Here is a 17,733-nt window from a genome sequence, read left to right as displayed (position 1 = left end):
ATATGGCGACTTTCACCGTCGGTCTGATCGGCAATCCCAACTGCGGTAAAACGACACTGTTCAACGCCCTGACGGGTTTGCGGCAGAAGGTCGGGAACTGGCCGGGCGTGACGGTCGATCGCAAGATCGGTACGTTCGATGTCGGGGCCGATCGGGTCGAGTTGGTCGATTTGCCGGGCACCTATTCGCTGGACGCCGCTTCCAGCACTTCTCTGGATGAAGCCATTGCCCGCGAATATGCCCTCTCCGGCGAGGCCGATGTCATCATCAATATTCTCGATGCCAGCAACCTGGAGCGAAACCTCTACCTCACTACGCAATTGCTGGAAATGCGCGTACCGCTGATCCTGGCGGTGAATATGCTCGATCTGGCCGAGGAAGCCGGTATTCATATTGATTTTGCAGCGCTGGAAAAGCGCATTGGTTGCCCGGTAGTGCCAATTACGGCAGCCAAAAAACAAGGTTTGGATGAACTCAAGCGTCGCCTGATCGAGCGTGCGGCCCGTTCCGATGAGCCGGGCATCAAGATCGAATATCCGCCGCTGATCGAAACCGCGCTGCACGACCTTAAACCCAAGATCGAACCGGTGGCTGCCGCGCAGAACATTGATCCGCGCTGGATGGGTGTCAAATTACTGGAAAGCGACCGGCTCACCCTCGCGACCATCGACGAAAGCCTGCGTACCGAGGTCGAGGCGGCTCAGGAAATGATTCGTGCCCATCTGGATGAAGAAGCCGACGTGTTCATCGCCGATGCACGGTACACCTTCATTCACCAGGTGACGCACGCCTGTGTGACGCAGCGCGGGCAGTTGCGCCGCTCGCTCACCGATCGCATTGATGCCATCGTGCTGAACCGATTCCTCGGTATCCCGATATTTCTGTTGATGATGTATCTGCTGTTCGTGATGAGCTTCAACGGCGGCAGCATCTTTCTCGATTTCTTCGATCAGGCCACGCACACGATTTTCGTCAGCGGTTTTGCCCATGTGCTGCATCTGGTGCATGCGCCCGATTGGCTCATCACGTTCCTCGCGACATCGGTCGGGGGCGCAATTCAGTTGGTATCCACGTTCATCGCGCCGATCGGTATGACGTTCCTGTTTCTCTCCTTGCTGGAAGATTCCGGTTATATGGCGCGCGCGGCCTTCGTGATGGACCGCTTCATGCGCAAGATCGGCCTGCCGGGCAAAGCCTTCGTGCCGATGATCGTCGGCTTTGGCTGCAACGTGCCTGCCGTGATGGCGACGCGCACGCTGGAAGACCCGCGTGAACGCCTGATCTCCGCGCTCATGCAGCCGTTCATGTCGTGCAGTGCGCGCCTGGTGATCTACATGGCCTTCGTAGCCGTGTTCTTCCGCGAAAACGGCGGGCAAGTCGTGTTCGGGTTATATGTGCTTGGTATCGTGCTGGCAATTCTCACCGCGCTGCTGCTGAAAAAAACCGCCCTGCGCGGCGAAGCGACCCCGTTTATCATGGAGTTGCCTACCTATCACGTGCCGACATTGCGCGGCCTGTTGCTGACTACCTGGGAGCGTTTGTCGGTCTTCATTTTGCGCGTCGGCAAGGTGATCATCGTGGCGTCCGTCATCGTGACCTTGCTGTCGAGCTTCAGCCCGAGCGGGAAACCGCTTGGCGAGGACGAGGTGGGCGATTCTATTCTGGGCAGCATCGGCAAAACGATCACCCCCGTGTTTCATCCGATGGGCATTACCGATGAAAACTGGCCGGCCGCGGTGGGCCTGCTCTCCGGTGTGGTCGTCAAGGAAATCGTGATGGGTACGCTCAACGGCGTGTATACCCGGATGGATGCCGGTGATGCCGCCAAGGCCGCGGCCAGTACACCCAAGCCCCAAACCTTCGATTTCTGGGGTAGTTTGGCCGCTGCGGTGCAAACGATCCCCGATAACGCCAAGGCGTTTGCCAAAGGCTTTTTTGACCCGCTGGGATTTGGCCAGGTCGAACAGGCCCAGCAAAGCAACTTGCAGCAAGCAGCCGCACAGCAAGATCTGGACGCCACCACGCTATCGCGCATGGGCAGCTTGTTTACCACCTCGGCGGCGATTGCCTACCTGATTTTTATTCTGCTCTATATTCCCTGTGTGAACACGATGGCAGCCATCTACCGCGAGACCCAGAGCCGCGCATGGACACTGTTTGCGATTGCCTGGGGTATTGGTTTGGCCTATGGTTTAGCGGTACTGTTCTATCAGTTCGCCAATTTCAGCGCGCACCCCAAGCAATCGCTGGTGTGGTTGGTCGCGATACTGGCGGCGCTGATCGCCGTGATCGTCGCCCTCAAGCGCAATGGGCAGCAACAGGCGCGAAGATCGGCCAGCGCCTGAAGGTAATCACGAGGTGATCCCGTCATGAACACAATCGATGAAGCCGCCGACACTGTAGACAGAGTCCTTACACCGAGCAATGTTAAGCGCTATATGAAGCAACGGGGCACGGCACCCTTGAGCGACATCATCAACCGCTTCGACGCGCCGCCCGAAGCCGTGTTGGCCATACTGGATTTTTGGCAACAACGGCATCACATCCGCAAGATTGCCGCCCCCCCGACGACCAGTTGTGGCACCGGGTGCAGCAGTTGCAGTACATCGCCGGGCGCCGAATCCTCCTGCCAAACCCCTGTCGCAAATGATCTGTACGAATGGATCGAATCCGGTAGCCTGCCGGTTGGATTCAATTTGATCGCCGATTATGAGCAGGCTTGGGTTCCTACCTCGCCTCATGGGGTTTGATCGCATTACAGCATAGGCATAAAAACGAACCGTTGATCTCTCCTATGAATTTTATTTTATGCACCGCTGATTTAAACGGAGATACCATGCCGTACAGGGATGTGTCGCCATGAATGATCGGATAAGTTATTGTTTGTAAAGATAATAAAAAATCACATTTTTTGATTTTCACCCTCTGAAAATTCCAGGATGGAATTATTCAGAGCTTCCTTAGGATTCGAATTGAGGCACATATGAAAGTTTTAGTTATTGGCGGTGGCGGTCGGGAACATGCACTGGCGTGGAAGCTGGCGCAGTCGCCGCGGGTGTCCAAGGTATTTGTTGCACCGGGTAATCCCGGAACAGCGGCCGAGGACAAGTGTGAAAACGTCTCGATTGCGGCTACTGACATTGCCGAACTGCTCGCTTTTGCAGGGCGCGAGAAGATTGCTCTGACCGTGGTTGGACCGGAAGCGCCCTTGGTTCTGGGCATTGTCGACAGCTTCCGTGATGCCGGTCTGCCGATTTTCGGGCCATCCAAACAAGCGGCTCAGCTCGAAGGATCAAAGGCATTCAGCAAGGATTTTCTGGCTCGCCATCGTATCCCTACAGCCGCCTATCGCGTGTTTACCGAGGCAGCACCGGCCATTGACTATGTGCGCGAACATGGCGCACCTATTGTGGTCAAGGCCGATGGTTTGGCGGCGGGCAAGGGTGTGATTGTCGCCCAGACGGTGGCCCAAGCTGAAGCGGCCATCAAAGATATGCTGGGCGGTCAATTCGGTTCGGCCGGCTCCCGTGTGGTGGTCGAGGCTTTTCTGAGCGGCGAGGAAGCAAGTTTCATTGTGATGGTCGATGGTGGCAATATCCTGCCGATGGCAACCAGTCAGGATCACAAGGCGCGCGACCGGGGCGACACCGGCCCGAATACCGGTGGCATGGGGGCATACTCACCCGCGCCGGTCGTCACCCCGCAAATCGCCGAAGTGGTGATGGAAACGATCATTGAGCCGACGGTCAAGGGCATGGCGCTCGATGGCATTCCCTATACCGGGTTCCTTTACGCCGGCCTCATGATCGATGACGAGGCTCGGCTCAGTGTGCTGGAGTTCAATTGTCGCTTTGGTGATCCCGAAACCCAGCCCATCATGCTGCGTCTCGATAGCGATCTCTTTGATCTGCTGGAAGCGGGTATCGAAGGTTCCCTGGATAAAGTGCAGTGTAAGTGGAATCAGCAAACGGCGATTGGCGTGGTCATGGCGGCTCACGGCTATCCCTCTGACGTGCGAACCGGCGATGTAATCCGAGGGTTGAATGCCGTACCGGGCAACGTGAAGGTATTCCAGGCCGGTACGCGTGCCGAGGGCCAAGACGTGGTGACCGCCGGAGGGCGCGTGCTGTGTGTCACGGCTCTGGGCGACACGGTGCGCGCAGCCCAAGCGGCTGCCTATGCGGGCGTCAAGGCGATTGACTTTGATGGTGGATTCTATCGCGACGATATTGGCTGGCGGGCCGTTCGGCGTGAAACGCAGGTTACAAACCGTAACAAGTAAGAAAGCAGCGCGACACACCTTCGGTTGATATTAGCTGGGTTGATCAAGCATCAATCCTAGTCATCAACCAGAGAAATTAACCGTGAACAAATCGTATCGTGCTCCGCTCATTGCCCTTATTTTTTCCGCAGCCACTTTGACCGCCTGCGGCGGCGGGTCAACACCGACGACCGCTGCAGCCCAGCCGGGTCAAACTACTGCGGGCGTAACGGCGGCAAAAGCACCGACTGAATCGTACATTTCCTATCTTGCGACCAATTACGCAGCGTATAGCGAAACGGGTACCTCGCACTCACCGGCGGCCAGCTTTGATGATGCGAACATGAGCGTTCGTTGGGCAATTTCCACGCAAACCACCGAACAAGCCAATAATCTCAAAAGCCATATCGAATTTATGGAAAATGCGATTTTGAGCGGACAAAACCCGCGCGCCTGGGACAGACTGTTCCTGATGGATGCGTATATGGATCAAGGGCATACCTACACCACAACGATTTCGGTCAATGGCACCACGGTCGTGATTGATAAAATCGCAAAATCCGCCTGCGCTTATGAGCTGATAAAAACCCATGCCCAAGGTGTGGGTGGATGGTTTTTCCACGGCGATATCCAGGTGAGTTTCAGTAACTTGGCCGATCAGATAATCGCCTTGCCTGCCTGTGATGCCGAGCGTGACGGTTTGAACGCGTATATCGAAGCAAACCAAACCGCGCTGCCCAAAGGGATCACCTTGATTCCGGCGCAATAACGCAGCGGATACAGGCCATAAAAAACCCAGCGCATGGCGGGGTTTTTTGCCGTTGGCGGGAGTTAGCCGCGGCGCATGGAATCGTAGAACTCGTTGTTGGTCTTCGTTTTCAGGAGTTTGTCCAGCAGGAACTCCATGGATTCGAGTTCGCTCATCGGATGCAGGAATTTGCGCAGAATCCACATTTTCTGGAGTTCTTCCGCATCCGTCAGCAACTCTTCGCGGCGTGTGCCCGAACGGTTGATATTGATTGCAGGGTACACGCGCTTCTCGGCTATCCGGCGATCGAGGTGCAGCTCCATGTTGCCGGTGCCTTTGAATTCTTCATAGATGACTTCATCCATCTTCGAGCCGGTATCGATCAGCGCCGTGGCCAGAATGGTCAGCGAGCCGCCTTCTTCGATATTTCGTGCCGCACCGAAAAAGCGTTTGGGGCGATGCAGGGCGTTGGCATCCACACCGCCGGTGAGCACTTTGCCCGATGAAGGGACAACGGTGTTGTAGGCGCGCGCCAGACGGGTGATGGAGTCGAGCAGAATGATCACATCGCGCTTGTGCTCGACCAGTCGCTTGGCCTTTTCGATGACCATTTCCGCAACCTGGACATGGCGGGTGGCGGGCTCGTCGAAGGTGGACGCCACGACTTCGCCGCGCACGGTGCGCTGCATTTCGGTGACTTCTTCCGGTCGCTCGTCGATCAGCAGTACGATCAGATCGCACTCGGGATGATTGGCGCTGATGCTCTGGGCAATGTTCTGCAGCAGCATCGTTTTACCCGCTTTTGGTGGTGCGACGATCAGACCGCGCTGACCTTTACCCACTGGGGAGACGATATCAATGATCCGCGCTGTCAAGTCTTCGGTCGAACCGTTACCGCGCTCCATCCGCATACGCTGGTTGGCGTGCAGTGGCGTCAGGTTTTCGAACAGCACCTTGCCCTTGGCCATATTGGGTGCTTCGAAATTGATGGTGTCGATCTTCAACAGCGCGAAATACCGCTCGCCGTCTTTCGGTGACCGTACGGTACCGGCAATGGTGTCGCCGGTTTGCAGGTTGAATCGCCGAATTTGCGAGGGCGAGACATACACGTCCGCAGGCCCGGCCAGATAGGAACTGTCGGCCCCACGCAGGAATCCGAAGCCATCGGGCAGAATTTCAAGTACCCCATCGCCGAAGATAGATTCGCCCGTTTTGGCGTGGGCTTTGAGCAATGCAAAGATTACGTCGTGTTTACGGGTGCGGGCAATGTTTTCAATGCCCATGGATTCTGCCATGGCCAGAAGATCGGCAACGGGTTTTGCTTTGAGTTCGGTGAGATTCATCGGTTTGGATTGATTCAGCTATGAATGGAAGCTTGGGATAGCTTGAGTGGGGGGAAAGAGTTTTATTTGGCGGAGCCGCCGACGGAACGCGAATCGAATCGCAACCTGGGAAAAGGTGGACCTAATTCTGGCACAGTTTCTGTTCCCTGCCAACAGGCGGGGCAGAAACCGGTTCAAATCACCTGGATTTTAAAGGGCACCGTCGATGAACGCAGTGAGCTGGGATTTGGAAACAGCGCCGACTTTGGTGCCTTCCACCTTGCCGTTTTTGAACAGCATGAGCGTCGGGATGCCGCGGATAGCGTGCTGGCGGGGTGTTTCCGGATTCTCATCGATGTTGAGCTTGGCAACCTTGATCTTGCCTTTGTATTGCTCAGCTACTTCATCGAGGATAGGGGCGATCATCCGGCAGGGGCCGCACCATTCCGCCCAGTAATCTACCAGTACGGGCAGGTCACTTTTCAGGACTTCTTGGTCAAAATTACTGTCGTTAACATAGGCGATTTTGTCGCTCACGGTGATACTCCTTGGTGTCAATGATTGCCCACGAATATAGATCATGGATGCGCCATGAACGATAATTGTTCATGGGGCGAAGTTGCTTTGCAAGTTTTAACTGCGATTTCTTCCGATGTTTTTCATCATTTTCCCGCACCTGAGATAACGCGCATGACTTTAACCGAACTGAGATACGTGGTGGCTGTGGCGCGAGAACGCCATTTCGGCCGGGCTGCTGCTGCGTGTTTTGTGAGTCAGCCCACCCTAAGCGTCGGCGTAAAGCGCATTGAGGAAGCGTTGGCTGTACAGATTTTCGAGCGCGCAAGTCGCACGGAATTACGCATTACTTCGCGCGGCGAAGCCATCATCGAGCAGGCCACGCGAATACTCCAGGAGGTTGAGCAGCTTCAGGCGATTGCCGATGCCGCCAAGGATCCACTGGTCGGCACCTTTAGAATCGGACTGATTTACACGATCGGGCCGTATCTGTTGCCTTCATTGATTCCGGCATTGCATAAACGTGCACCCCGCATGCCGATCGAGATCGTCGAAGGGTTTACCCATGATCTTGTCTATCAGTTGCAACAGGGGACGCTGGATGCCGTGGTGTTGTCGTTGCCTTTCCTGGCATCGAAGCTGGATGTGCGTCCGGTGTACCGTGAACCGTTCACCGTGGCTGTGCCAAGCGATCATCCTTTGTCCTCGGCCCTCAAAGTTTCGGCAGAAACTCTGGCAGAGCAGGATCTGTTGCTGCTGGGGCAGGGGCACTGTTTCCGGGAGCAGGTGTTAAGTATGTGCCCGGAATGCTCGCAGCCAGCCAATACTGGGCGTTTGCAGAAAACACTGGAGGGCGGCTCCTTGGAAACCATGCGCATGATGGTCGCTTCCGGTGCAGGAATTACCGTCCTGCCGTGTTCATCCAATATCTCGCAAGGCGGAAATGCGGGCGATTTGATCCGCTATCTCGAGTTCACCGAGCCCGTGCCTTATCGGGACGTGGCAGTGGCCAGCCGTAACCGTTTTGCACGCGGCGCGGCGGTAGATTTGCTCTGCGAAATGATCCGGGCGCATATTCCCGCCTGTTGCGCCGCTATTTGACGTGTCTCAATCCAGAACCACGACCTGTTCGGCTTGGGGCCCTTTGCGACCTTGACCGATGTGGTATTCGACTTTCTGGCCTTCGACGAGTCGCAGGGTCGAGCCATCACCGACCGCGCGGAAGTGGACGAACAGATCTTCACCGTTTTCACGCACGATAAAGCCGAAGCCCTTGTCGGTGTTGAACCATTTGACGTGCCCGACTTCGCGCACGGGTTCCGCTTCGGCGAGTCTTTCTGCGCCGGAAACGGATTTGCGTGGCAGCAGGCCAGTCAGAAGAATAACGATGAAGATAATGGCGGCGGTTGCGACAAAGCGCAGCAGATTGGATTCAATAAGTTGGGCGGATTGGATTTGGGTTATGGCCAGGGCCGTGATTAAAGCCGCGCCGAAGGCGACAAGCGTAGAAAAAATTCGAGATTCGGTCAGTGTGTTCATTCTTACCTGTATGTTTGAAGTGATTGATGGTGTTTTGCTATTCGTACGAATCTGGCGTAAATCCGCTGGTTCGGCGGGGTAGATCATTCGGGCTGTTGCTACTAGCGAGGACGTCGGCTGACGGTTTGCCGACGGGTCGATCATTCTGCACGAAAGTGAGTGGTCATTAAAGTGCCCGGCCGAAGTGGTAGCTATGGGGCTTGCCGAAAAGGTCTGCCCGAAGGTTGGTCGTATGATTCGGGGTGATGGTGGATCTGTGTCTGCGGCCTCTATCAGGCTGTTTTTTCACAATTATTTTTTTGAATTATAGGGTTTTGCTCGATTTTGGCCCCGCTTGCGCGTAAAATTCTGCCAGCCCGATTTGACTGATCGGCAAGCAATGTTTGATTCCTGCTCGTTTTTCCGGAGAGCATCGTGCGATATCCCGACGTTTTTGATGTGATTGTTGTTGGTGGTGGCCATGCCGGGACCGAGGCCGCGCTGGCGGCTGCCCGCATGGGCGCGAATACGCTGCTCGTCAGCCACAATATCGAAACGCTCGGGCAAATGAGCTGCAATCCGGCCATCGGGGGTATCGGCAAGGGCCATCTGGTGCGGGAAATCGACGCCTTGGGCGGCGCGATGGCGTTGGCGGCTGACCGGGGTGGGATTCAGTTCCGTACCCTCAATGCCCGCAAAGGCCCCGCCGTGCGCGCCACCCGTGCGCAGGCAGACCGCATCCTCTACAAGGCCGCCATCCGGCAGATGCTTGAAAACCAACCGAATCTCATGCTGTTTCAGCAGGCAGTCGATGACCTGCTGCTCGAAGGCGAGCGGGTAACGGGTATTCGAACTCAGGCCGGTATCGAATTTATCGGCAAGACGGTCGTGCTGACGGCGGGCACCTTCCTGGCCGGACAGATTCATATCGGCATGAGCAATTATCAGGGTGGTCGCGCCGGTGATCCTCCAGCGCAGCGGCTGGCCGATCGCCTGCGTGAGCTGTCTCTGGGTGTCGGTCGGCTCAAGACCGGTACACCGCCACGTATCGACATCCGTTCGATTGATTTGTCTGTCATGCAGATCCAGCCAGGCGATACGCCGGAGCCGGTATTCTCATTCATGGGGTCGGTCAAGGATCATCCACAGCAGGTCAATTGTTACATCACCCATACCAACGAGCGGACGCACGAAATTATCCGCGGCGGCCTGGATCGCTCCCCCATGTTCACGGGTGTGATCGAAGGGGTGGGGCCGCGTTACTGCCCATCTATCGAGGATAAAATCCACCGTTTTGCCGATAAGGACTCCCATCAGGTGTTCGTCGAGCCGGAAGGCCTGACCACGAACGAAATCTATCCAAACGGGATTTCAACCAGTCTGCCGTTTGATATTCAGCTGGCCTATGTGCGCTCGATCCGAGGTTTCGAGCGTGCGGTCATCACCCGCCCCGGTTATGCCATCGAGTACGATTTTTTTGACCCGCGCGGCCTGAAGCCCACGCTGGAAACTCGCGCCATCGAGGGGCTGTTCTTTGCCGGGCAGATCAATGGCACGACCGGTTACGAAGAAGCCGGCGCTCAGGGTTTGATGGCTGGTGCCAATGCAGCGGCACAGGTGTTGGGGCGTGATCCGTTGACGCTTCGCCGTGACGAGGCGTATGCCGGTGTGATGATCGATGATCTGATCACGCAAGGTACGCTCGAGCCCTATCGCATGTTCACCAGTCGGGCCGAATATCGCCTGATGCTGCGCGAAGACAATGCCGATCAACGTCTGACGCCGATCGGCCATGCGCTGGGTCTGGTGGATGAAGCGCGCTGGCGGGCGTTCAACGAAAAAATGGAAGCCATCGCGCGCGAGCAGGCGCGTCTTGGTGCGCTCTGGGTGCATCCGGATCACCCCGATGTGTCCCGTTTGCCCGGTGTCATCAGTCGAGGCGTCAATGCGCTGGATCTGTTGCGTCGTCCGGAAATGGATTACCAGCAGTTGGCCCAGGTGCCCAGCCTGGCTCCAGAATCACCCTTGCCCGCTGCGGTGACCGAGCAGATCGAAATCGAAGCAAAATATGCAGGTTACGTTGATCGTCAGAAAGACGAGGTCAGCCGTTCCGTGAAGCAGGAAACGCAGGTTTTGCCGGACGATCTCGACTATAACCAGATTTACGGTCTTTCCAACGAAGTGCGCAGCAAGCTTGAAGCGCAGCGGCCGAGTACTTTGGGTCAGGCGGGACGCATTCCCGGCGTCACGCCGGCGGCCATCTCTTTGTTGCAGGTTCATCTCAAGCGTCGAAGTCTGCTGGCAGCATCGGCTTGATTACATTGTCGCCTGATAACGAGATGGTTGTGCGCTATGCCGGGCAAATTGAGCAGGGCGTGCAAACGATGGGGCAGGAGATAGCCCCTCGCAGTGCGCAGCGTATTTCGGCCTATATCCATTTGCTGGCCAAGTGGAATCGAACCTACAACCTGACAGCCGTGCGCAATCTCGAGGACATGCGCGTGCGTCATGTACTGGATGCGTTGGCCGTGCGCCCTTGGGTGAAGTCGGCGGGGCGTTTGGTCGATGTCGGCAGCGGCCCCGGCATTCCGGGTATCCTGTTGGCGCTGGCCGATGAAACGCTAGGCGTGACGCTTATCGATTCCAACCTGAAAATGACCCGATTCGCTGAAGCGGCCGTGCGCGAACTGGCGATCGAAAATGTAACCGTGCTGCGTTCACGGGTCGAAGAAGTGCCCGCTTCATCATTCGATCAGGCCATATCGCGTGCGTTTGCATCCACGGCAGATTTTCTGCGCCTGACCGGCCATCTCGTGCGCCCCGGAGGAGAGTGGCTTGCGATGAAAGGGCGTCTTGATGAGCGCGAGCAGCAAGCCGTTCCGGATGGTTTCATCTGTCGGGAAACCATTCCGTTGTCTGTTCCCACGCTGGATGCGGCGCGTCATTTACTGATCTATCAACGAGAGGCGCAATTATGAGCTGGACGCTCGCCATCACCAATCAGAAAGGCGGCGTGGGCAAGACCACCACAGCGGTTAACCTGGCTGCCGCCCTGCAATCCATGGGGCAGCGCGTGCTCCTGATCGACTTGGACCCGCAGGGCAATGCCACCGTCAGCGTGGGGCAGGATAAGTCTGCGCTTGCGCGAACCATGACGGATGTGTTGCTCGATGAAGCTTCCATTGGTGATGTCATTATCAGGAGTGAACCGGCGGGATTCGATCTTTTACCGGCCAATATCGAACTGGCCGGTGCGGAATTCCAGCTCGTCAGCCGGATCGGTCGAGAAATGAAGCTTCGCCGTGCACTGGCTCCTCTGCTGACAAACTACGATTTCGTGCTGATCGACTGCCCGCCTGCGCTCAACACCCTGACGATCAATGCCCTTGTGGCGTCCGATGACGTGCTCATTCCGGTCCAGTGCGAATATTTTGCGCTGGAGGGTTTGAGCTCATTGCTGGAGACGATCGAGCAGGTGCGTGTGGCATTGCAGCCAGCCTTGGGCATAGCTGGGGTACTGCGCACGTTGTATGATGCCCGCAATCTATTGGCACAACAGGTTTCCGAACAGCTACAAACCCATTTTGGTGATCAACTGTTTCGCACGCTCATTCCGCGCAATGTGCGATTGGCCGAGGCGCCCAGCCATGGCCTGCCCGCCTTGTATTATGACCGCGGCTCAGCGGGCGCCCAGGCGTACACCGATTTAGCGCATGAATTGGCCGAACGGGCCGAACAGCGCGCCGGGCACTAGTCTCAATATCAACGGATTCGAGAATGGATAGCATCAGATGACAGTCAAAAAGAAAGGATTGGGCAGAGGGCTGGACGCTTTGCTGCGTTCCAGTGAAGCAAAGGACGATCCCGGCGCGCAACTGCGCGACGTTTCGCTTGAGTTGATACACCCCAGTCCGTTTCAGCCGCGCACGCATTTCGATGAGGATGCGTTGCGCAGTCTCGCCGATTCGATCCGGGCGCAAGGGCTCATTGCGCCCGTGGTACTGCGTCGTCGTTCCGGTGAATATGAACTGATCGCCGGCGAACGTCGTTGGCGCGCCGCGCAATTGGCCGGATTGCAGCAAATCCCCGCTATTGTTCGGGATATCGACGACCATCAGGCGGCCGCACTCGCCCTGATAGAAAACCTTCAACGCGAAGATCTCGATCCCATCGAACAGGCCGAAGCCATGCGGCGACTGATCAAGGAATTTGAGATGACGCACCAGCAGGTCGCCGATATTCTCGGTATTTCGCGTCCGGTCGTGTCCAATGCCTTGCGCCTGCTCGATCTGGCCGATCCGGTCAGGCAACTTCTGCATAACAAGCAACTGGATGCCGGGCACGCTAGGGCATTGGCCGGGTTGCCGATGGCGCAACAGCCCCTGCTGGCGGAAAAGATCGTGGCCAAGGCGCTGACGGTCCGGCAGGTTGAAGGCATGGTGCGGAAATTGAACGAGGCGACCCTCAATCCACCCGCACCAAAGCCTGACGATCCTGATACGGCGTTATTGCTGCGCCAGATAGCCGATTCACTGGGTGTGCAGGTTGATTTGGTGCAGAACTCACGTGGTGGCGGTCTACTCAGACTTCGCTTCGACGAACCCGGACAATTGGACCTGATTCTGAATCGACTGATACAGGAGTAGGGGGAAGGCGACGCGAAGTTTTGTCCGGCTCGATTCCGGTAGCCAAGCCAACTGTTGTTGGCGCTCGAATATGCCGGTACACTAGCCACCAAATTTTGGCCGTCAGAAACTAGGGAAACGTCATGGCCGAGCAAAAGCAAGGGGCTAAGCCCGAAAGCACAAAGCAGGAAGGCTACCTTGCCATTCGGCTGCGTGGCCTGATGAACGTGGGTGCCGGCAATGTATTTGCTTCCACCGTTATCGCGGGCTTGCTGCTCGGCTTTCTGGTGGATCGCTGGCTCGACGTGGCGCCTATTGCCATGTTGTTGGGTGGCCTTCTGGGTTTTATTGGCGGTATGCGCAATGCGCATCGGCTCATGCAGGCAGGTTCCCGTGACCGTAATGTCTGACGGCATCGCCCGGCGGGGTAGAACGGTGCTGATAGCCCAGCTTATTGTGGGCGCAGTTTCAGCGGGCCTAGCTTTTTTGTATACGGGGCTTGATTCGTTTTATGGGGCGGTCGGTGGCTCGTTGATAGCAGTAACCCTGATGCTTGTGCTGGGGTATACCATGCGCAAGGCAAGTGAGCTGGCGGTTGAATCTCCGCAGACCAGCATGAATGTGATGTATGTCGGTGCGGTGGTTCGGTTTGTTCTGGTTCTCGTATTATTTGGCATCGCGCTGGGCGGGTTGAAGTTGTCGGCCCTCTATACCGTTGCGGGCTTTATCATTGTGATGATCGTGGGTGTATTGGCCTCGCGCGGGCGCGATTCGGGCAGACCCAAGAGCAAAACGGATTGATATAAAAAAGATTTAAACTTGGATTGAGGAGACTCGTGTGGCTACAGAAAATACCGGCGGCGGCTCGGTTGAGTATATCCAGCATCACTTAACCAACTTATCGGTGGGTCAAGGGTTCTGGCAACTAAATATCGATACCCTGATCTTCAGTACCCTGTTAGGTGGTCTGATTCTGTTCGTTGCCATGAAAATTGGCCAGAATCTGCGTACCGAAACGCCTGGGCGCTTCCAGAATGCTGTCGAAGGCATTCTGGAATTCGTGGATAATCAGGTCAAAGATTCATTTGGTGGCAAAGCGCCGGCATTGATCGCGCCACTGGCACTGACCATCCTGATCTGGGTCTGGCTGATGAACTTTATGGATTTGATCCCGATCGATCTTATTCCCGCCATTGCTCATGGTTTGGGTGTGCCTTATTTGAAGATCGTGCCGACTACCGACTTGAATACACCACTGGCCATGGCGCTCGTTGTGTTCATGCTTACGGTTTATTACAACCTGAAAGTGAAAGGTTTTGGTGGCTACATCAAAATGTTCCTGTTTCATCCTTTCGGTAAGTTTTTCATTCCGGTCAACATCGTCATGACGCTGATTGAAGAACTGGCTAAGCCAATCAGTCTGGGCCTGCGACTGTTCGGCAACATGTTTGCTGGTGAGTTGGTGTTCATGCTGATAGCCCTGCTGACAATGGGTGCCACGATCAGTGCCAGCCTGCTGATCTGGTTCCCGCTCCAAGTGGTGCTTGATCTGGCGTGGTTGATCTTCCACATCCTCGTGATAACGTTGCAGGCCTTTATCTTCATGGTGCTGACCATCGTGTATCTGGGCATGGCGCACATCGACGCCGATTCGCATTAATTAGTTTCTGTTTTTGTTTCGTTTTTTAACTGTTCGACTGAGGAGAATGTAAATGACCCCTGAAATGCTCGCGACAATTTATGCCTACACAGCTGTAGGCGTTGGTGTGATTCTGGCTGCGGCCGGTTTGGGTTCTGCAATTGGCTGGGGCTTGATCTGCTCCAAAACACTGGAAGGTATCGCACGCCAGCCTGAAATGCGTCCTCAATTGATGACCAACATGTTCATCTTCGCGGGCCTGATGGAATCCTTCCCGTTCATCATTTTGGCCTTCGCTATGTGGTTCCTGTTCGCCAACCCGTTCGTTGGTGCGCTGAAATCCGCGATTGGTGCAATGTAATTCGTCCGGGCCGGATCCATATGGCCGGGGCCTGCCCTGGCCGTTCTGCTGATGGTCCAAACCATGAAACTGCAACAATCGAGGTTATGCTGTGAACATTAATATCACACTGGTTGCTCAAATTATCGCCTTCGTGGTGCTGGTTTGGCTGGTCAGCAAATACCTCTGGACGCCGCTTGCCGCATTGATGGAAGCGCGACGCCAGAAAATTGCCGACGGTCTTTCCGCCTCCGAGCGTGGCAAGCATGAGCTCAAGCTCGCGCAAGAACGTTCAGCGGAAATGCTGCGCGAAACGAAAGAAAAAGCGAACGATATCGTGGCTCAGGCCAACGCGCGCGCCAATCAGATTCTTGAAGATGCCCGTGTCAATGCGAAGGCAGAAGCTGAGCGCATCGTGGCGCAGGCTTCGGCCGAAATCGACCGCGAAGTGAATCGCGCCAAAGAAACCTTGCGCACGCAGGTATCTGCTATTGCAGTTACCGGTGCAGAACGCATTCTGAAGCGTGAAGTAACGAAGAAGGATCACGAAGTGGCACTGGCTGATCTGATTGCGCACATTTAAGGATATAGAGGTAATCGTATGTCCGAAAATATCCAAGTAGCACAATCCTATGCCAAGGCCATTCATGAGCTTTGCTCGACACCGGCGGTAGCAGAAGCCTGGTCCAAAAATCTCGCGTTTTTGGCGCAAGTCGCTCAAAACTTGGACATGGAGCGGTTTCTTGCGGACATTTCCCGTCCTTCCGAAGAGCGCACCCGGGGTTTTCTGGCCGTGGTTTCCAGCGAGCTGGATCCGCAGGCCATCAACCTCGTGCGTTTGTTGGGCGAAAATGGTCGGCTGGCTATCCTCCCGGAGATCGCGGCCCAGTTTGAGCTGCTGCGTGCCGAGGCCGAGCAGCGGATGACGGCAACCGTCGTATCTGCTTATCCCCTGACCGAAAGCGAAATCAACAACATTAAATCGGCGCTCAACAAGCGATTGAATCGTACGATTGACCTGATTACCGAAACGGACGACTCGCTGATTGCGGGTGCAATTATTCGTGCGGGTGATCTGGTAATCGACGGTTCCATGCGCGGCGGTATCCAAAAACTTGCCACTCAGTTGAGTCGCTAAGGAGATCATATGATCAATCCCTCTGAAATTAGTAGTCTGATTAAGCAACGCATTGAGAACTTTGATCAAAGTGCGGATGCGCAAACTGTAGGCACCATCGTTTCTGTCAGCGACGGTATCCTGCGAATTCACGGCCTCAACGACGTGATGCTCGGTGAAATGATCGAGTTGCCGGGCGGCGGCTTTGCCGTTGCGATGAACCTTGAGCGCGATTCAGTTGGTGCCATTGTTCTGGGTGGCTACGACCAGTTGAGCGAAGGTGATCAGGTCAAATGCACCCAACGCATTCTCGAAGTGCCGGTAGGTAAAGAGCTGTTGGGCCGTGTGGTGAACACCCTGGGCCAACCCATCGATGGCAAAGGCGATATCAATGCGAAGATGACCGCGCCCATCGAGAAAATCGCACCGGGCGTTATTGAGCGGCAAAGCGTTGACCAGCCGCTGTTGACCGGTATCAAGGCGCTGGACGCCATGGTCCCCATCGGTCGCGGCCAGCGCGAGTTGATTATCGGCGACCGCCAGACCGGTAAGACTGCCGTTGCGATCGACGCCATCATCAACCAGAAAGGCAAAGGCGTATTCTGCGTTTACGTGGCGATTGGCCAGAAAGCTTCTTCAATAGCGAACGTTGTGCGCAAGCTCGAAGAATACGGCGCGCTGGAATACACCATCGTCGTTGCGGCAACAGCATCCGATCCTGCGGCCATGCAGTATCTGGCTGCTTATGCCGGTTGCACCATGGGCGAATACTTCCGCGATCGCGGTATGGATTCACTGATCGTATATGACGATCTGACCAAGCAAGCATGGGCTTATCGTCAGATTTCCCTGCTGCTGCGTCGTCCACCAGGTCGTGAAGCCTATCCGGGTGACGTGTTCTATCTGCACTCACGTCTGCTTGAGCGCGCATCCCGCGTGAATGCCGACTACGTTGCCGAGTTCACCAAAGGTGAAGTGACTGGACAAACCGGTTCATTGACCGCGCTGCCGATCATCGAAACCCAGGGTGGTGACGTGTCCGCGTTCGTACCGACCAACGTGATCTCAATCACCGACGGTCAGATCTTCCTGGAAACCGATCTGTTCAACTCGGGCATTCGTCCTGCAATCAACCCAGGTATTTCTGTATCGCGGGTTGGTGGTGCAGCGCAAACCAAGGCTGTCAAGAAATTGGCCGGTGGTATTCGTACCGACTTGGCGCAGTATCGTGAGTTGGCGGCGTTCTCGCAGTTTGCATCCGATCTCGACGAAGTTACCCGCAAGCAGCTCGAACGCGGCTAGCGCGTAACCGAGTTGATGAAGCAGAAGCAGTTCAAACCTTTGTCGGTTACTGAAATGTCTCTGTCTTTGACTGCAGCGAACGAAGGTTACCTGGACGATATCCCGGTCGATAAAATCAACGACTTCGAAACTGCCCTGCACGACTACGCGGCCACCAATGCCAAAGATTTGGCCGAGAAAATTGGGGACAACGGTAATTTCAGTGATGAAATTGCGGCTCAATTGAAGCAAGTGATCGAAACCTTCAAGGCGAAGGGCGTTTATTAATCAGGGGGCGATGTCATGGCCGTAGGCAAAGAGATTCGCACCAAGATCAAGAGCGTGCAGAACACGCGCAAGATCACC

The 17,733-nt window shown here is 55.7% G+C and carries 18 protein-coding genes and 1 pseudogene; 16 read left to right on the top strand and 3 right to left on the bottom strand.

The genetic code is table 11. The features are described 5' to 3' along the window. The 4 genes from feoB to M7R55_RS01325 all read left to right on the top strand — a co-directional run. Positions 1-2,345, top strand: a 2,345-nt coding sequence (gene feoB / locus M7R55_RS01340) for a Fe(2+) transporter permease subunit FeoB (RefSeq protein WP_298217799.1), incomplete at its 5' end; no start/stop codon positions are given. A gap of 24 nt (positions 2,346-2,369) precedes the next feature. Continuing rightward, positions 2,370-2,750: a FeoC-like transcriptional regulator gene (locus M7R55_RS01335; RefSeq protein ID WP_298217797.1), complete on the top strand. Its 381-nt coding sequence runs from the start codon at positions 2,370-2,372 to the stop codon at positions 2,748-2,750. Positions 2,751-2,983: 233 nt separating this feature from the next. Then, on the top strand, positions 2,984-4,282 hold the full coding sequence (gene purD / locus M7R55_RS01330) for a phosphoribosylamine--glycine ligase (protein WP_298217795.1): 1,299 nt from the start codon (positions 2,984-2,986) through the stop codon (positions 4,280-4,282). 82 nt (positions 4,283-4,364) lie between these two features. Then, positions 4,365-5,030, top strand: coding sequence for a hypothetical protein (locus M7R55_RS01325; protein ID WP_298217793.1), 666 nt, complete (start codon positions 4,365-4,367; stop codon positions 5,028-5,030). 62 nt (positions 5,031-5,092) lie between these two features. Here the strand turns inward: M7R55_RS01325 and rho are convergent, their stop codons facing one another. Both rho and trxA read right to left on the bottom strand, forming a co-directional pair. Continuing rightward, positions 5,093-6,352, bottom strand: coding sequence for a transcription termination factor Rho (gene rho / locus M7R55_RS01320; protein WP_298217791.1), 1,260 nt, complete (start codon positions 6,350-6,352; stop codon positions 5,093-5,095). Between the two features lie 189 nt (positions 6,353-6,541). Continuing rightward, complete coding sequence (gene trxA / locus M7R55_RS01315) at positions 6,542-6,868, bottom strand: thioredoxin TrxA (protein WP_298217789.1); 327 nt, start codon at positions 6,866-6,868, stop codon at positions 6,542-6,544. A gap of 153 nt (positions 6,869-7,021) precedes the next feature. Between trxA and M7R55_RS01310 the strand changes: the two genes are divergently transcribed. Next, positions 7,022-7,948 (top strand): hydrogen peroxide-inducible genes activator, encoded by a 927-nt coding sequence (locus M7R55_RS01310; protein ID WP_298217787.1) that lies wholly within the window; start codon positions 7,022-7,024, stop codon positions 7,946-7,948. A 6-nt stretch (positions 7,949-7,954) separates the two neighbouring features. Here M7R55_RS01310 and M7R55_RS01305 read toward each other — a convergent pair whose 3' ends face one another. Then, positions 7,955-8,161, bottom strand: a complete 207-nt coding sequence (locus M7R55_RS01305) for a cold-shock protein (RefSeq protein WP_298217803.1) — start codon at positions 8,159-8,161, stop codon at positions 7,955-7,957. 639 nt (positions 8,162-8,800) lie between these two features. On the opposite strand from M7R55_RS01305, the gene mnmG reads away from it, so the two are divergent. From mnmG to atpA, 11 genes and pseudogenes are all read left to right on the top strand, one after another. Beyond that, positions 8,801-10,681 carry a tRNA uridine-5-carboxymethylaminomethyl(34) synthesis enzyme MnmG gene (mnmG, locus tag M7R55_RS01300; RefSeq protein WP_298217785.1) on the top strand — a complete coding sequence of 627 codons (1,881 nt, stop codon included), beginning with the start codon at positions 8,801-8,803 and terminating at the stop codon, positions 10,679-10,681. Then, the gene (gene rsmG / locus M7R55_RS01295) at positions 10,678-11,343 is read left to right on the top strand and encodes a 16S rRNA (guanine(527)-N(7))-methyltransferase RsmG (RefSeq protein WP_298217783.1); all 666 of its coding nucleotides are present in this window, start codon (positions 10,678-10,680) and stop codon (positions 11,341-11,343) included. The genes mnmG and rsmG overlap by 4 nt, the downstream gene beginning before the upstream one ends. After that, positions 11,340-12,119 (top strand): AAA family ATPase, encoded by a 780-nt coding sequence (locus tag M7R55_RS01290; RefSeq protein ID WP_298217782.1) that lies wholly within the window; start codon positions 11,340-11,342, stop codon positions 12,117-12,119. The genes rsmG and M7R55_RS01290 overlap by 4 nt, the downstream gene beginning before the upstream one ends. Before the next feature lie 37 nt (positions 12,120-12,156). Then, positions 12,157-13,011, top strand: coding sequence for a ParB/RepB/Spo0J family partition protein (locus M7R55_RS01285; RefSeq protein WP_298217780.1), 855 nt, complete (start codon positions 12,157-12,159; stop codon positions 13,009-13,011). A gap of 122 nt (positions 13,012-13,133) precedes the next feature. Beyond that, a complete protein-coding gene (locus M7R55_RS01280; protein WP_298217778.1) occupies positions 13,134-13,400 on the top strand; it encodes an AtpZ/AtpI family protein in 267 nt (88 codons plus the stop codon). Continuing rightward, the gene (locus M7R55_RS01275; RefSeq protein WP_298217801.1) at positions 13,393-13,791 is read left to right on the top strand and encodes an ATP synthase subunit I; all 399 of its coding nucleotides are present in this window, start codon (positions 13,393-13,395) and stop codon (positions 13,789-13,791) included. The genes M7R55_RS01280 and M7R55_RS01275 overlap by 8 nt, the downstream gene beginning before the upstream one ends. Before the next feature lie 37 nt (positions 13,792-13,828). Next, entirely contained in the window at positions 13,829-14,650 is an 822-nt protein-coding gene (gene atpB / locus M7R55_RS01270) for a F0F1 ATP synthase subunit A (RefSeq protein ID WP_298217776.1), read from the top strand. Positions 14,651-14,702: 52 nt separating this feature from the next. Further along, positions 14,703-14,990 carry a F0F1 ATP synthase subunit C gene (gene atpE, locus M7R55_RS01265; RefSeq protein WP_298217775.1) on the top strand — a complete coding sequence of 96 codons (288 nt, stop codon included), beginning with the start codon at positions 14,703-14,705 and terminating at the stop codon, positions 14,988-14,990. 91 nt (positions 14,991-15,081) lie between these two features. Continuing rightward, the gene (locus M7R55_RS01260; RefSeq protein ID WP_298217774.1) at positions 15,082-15,552 is read left to right on the top strand and encodes a F0F1 ATP synthase subunit B; all 471 of its coding nucleotides are present in this window, start codon (positions 15,082-15,084) and stop codon (positions 15,550-15,552) included. Positions 15,553-15,570: 18 nt separating this feature from the next. Next, positions 15,571-16,107, top strand: coding sequence for a F0F1 ATP synthase subunit delta (locus M7R55_RS01255; RefSeq protein WP_298217773.1), 537 nt, complete (start codon positions 15,571-15,573; stop codon positions 16,105-16,107). Between the two features lie 9 nt (positions 16,108-16,116). Next, positions 16,117-17,655: pseudogene (gene atpA, locus M7R55_RS01250) on the top strand (F0F1 ATP synthase subunit alpha). The last annotated feature ends 78 nt before the right edge of the window (positions 17,656-17,733 follow it).

This window comes from Halothiobacillus sp. (assembly GCF_027346185.1).
In the GTDB taxonomy this organism is placed as follows: domain Bacteria; phylum Pseudomonadota; class Gammaproteobacteria; order Halothiobacillales; family Halothiobacillaceae; genus Halothiobacillus.
The sequence above is the reverse complement of the archived record's forward strand: the minus strand, read 5'-3'. Positions and strand labels throughout refer to the sequence as shown.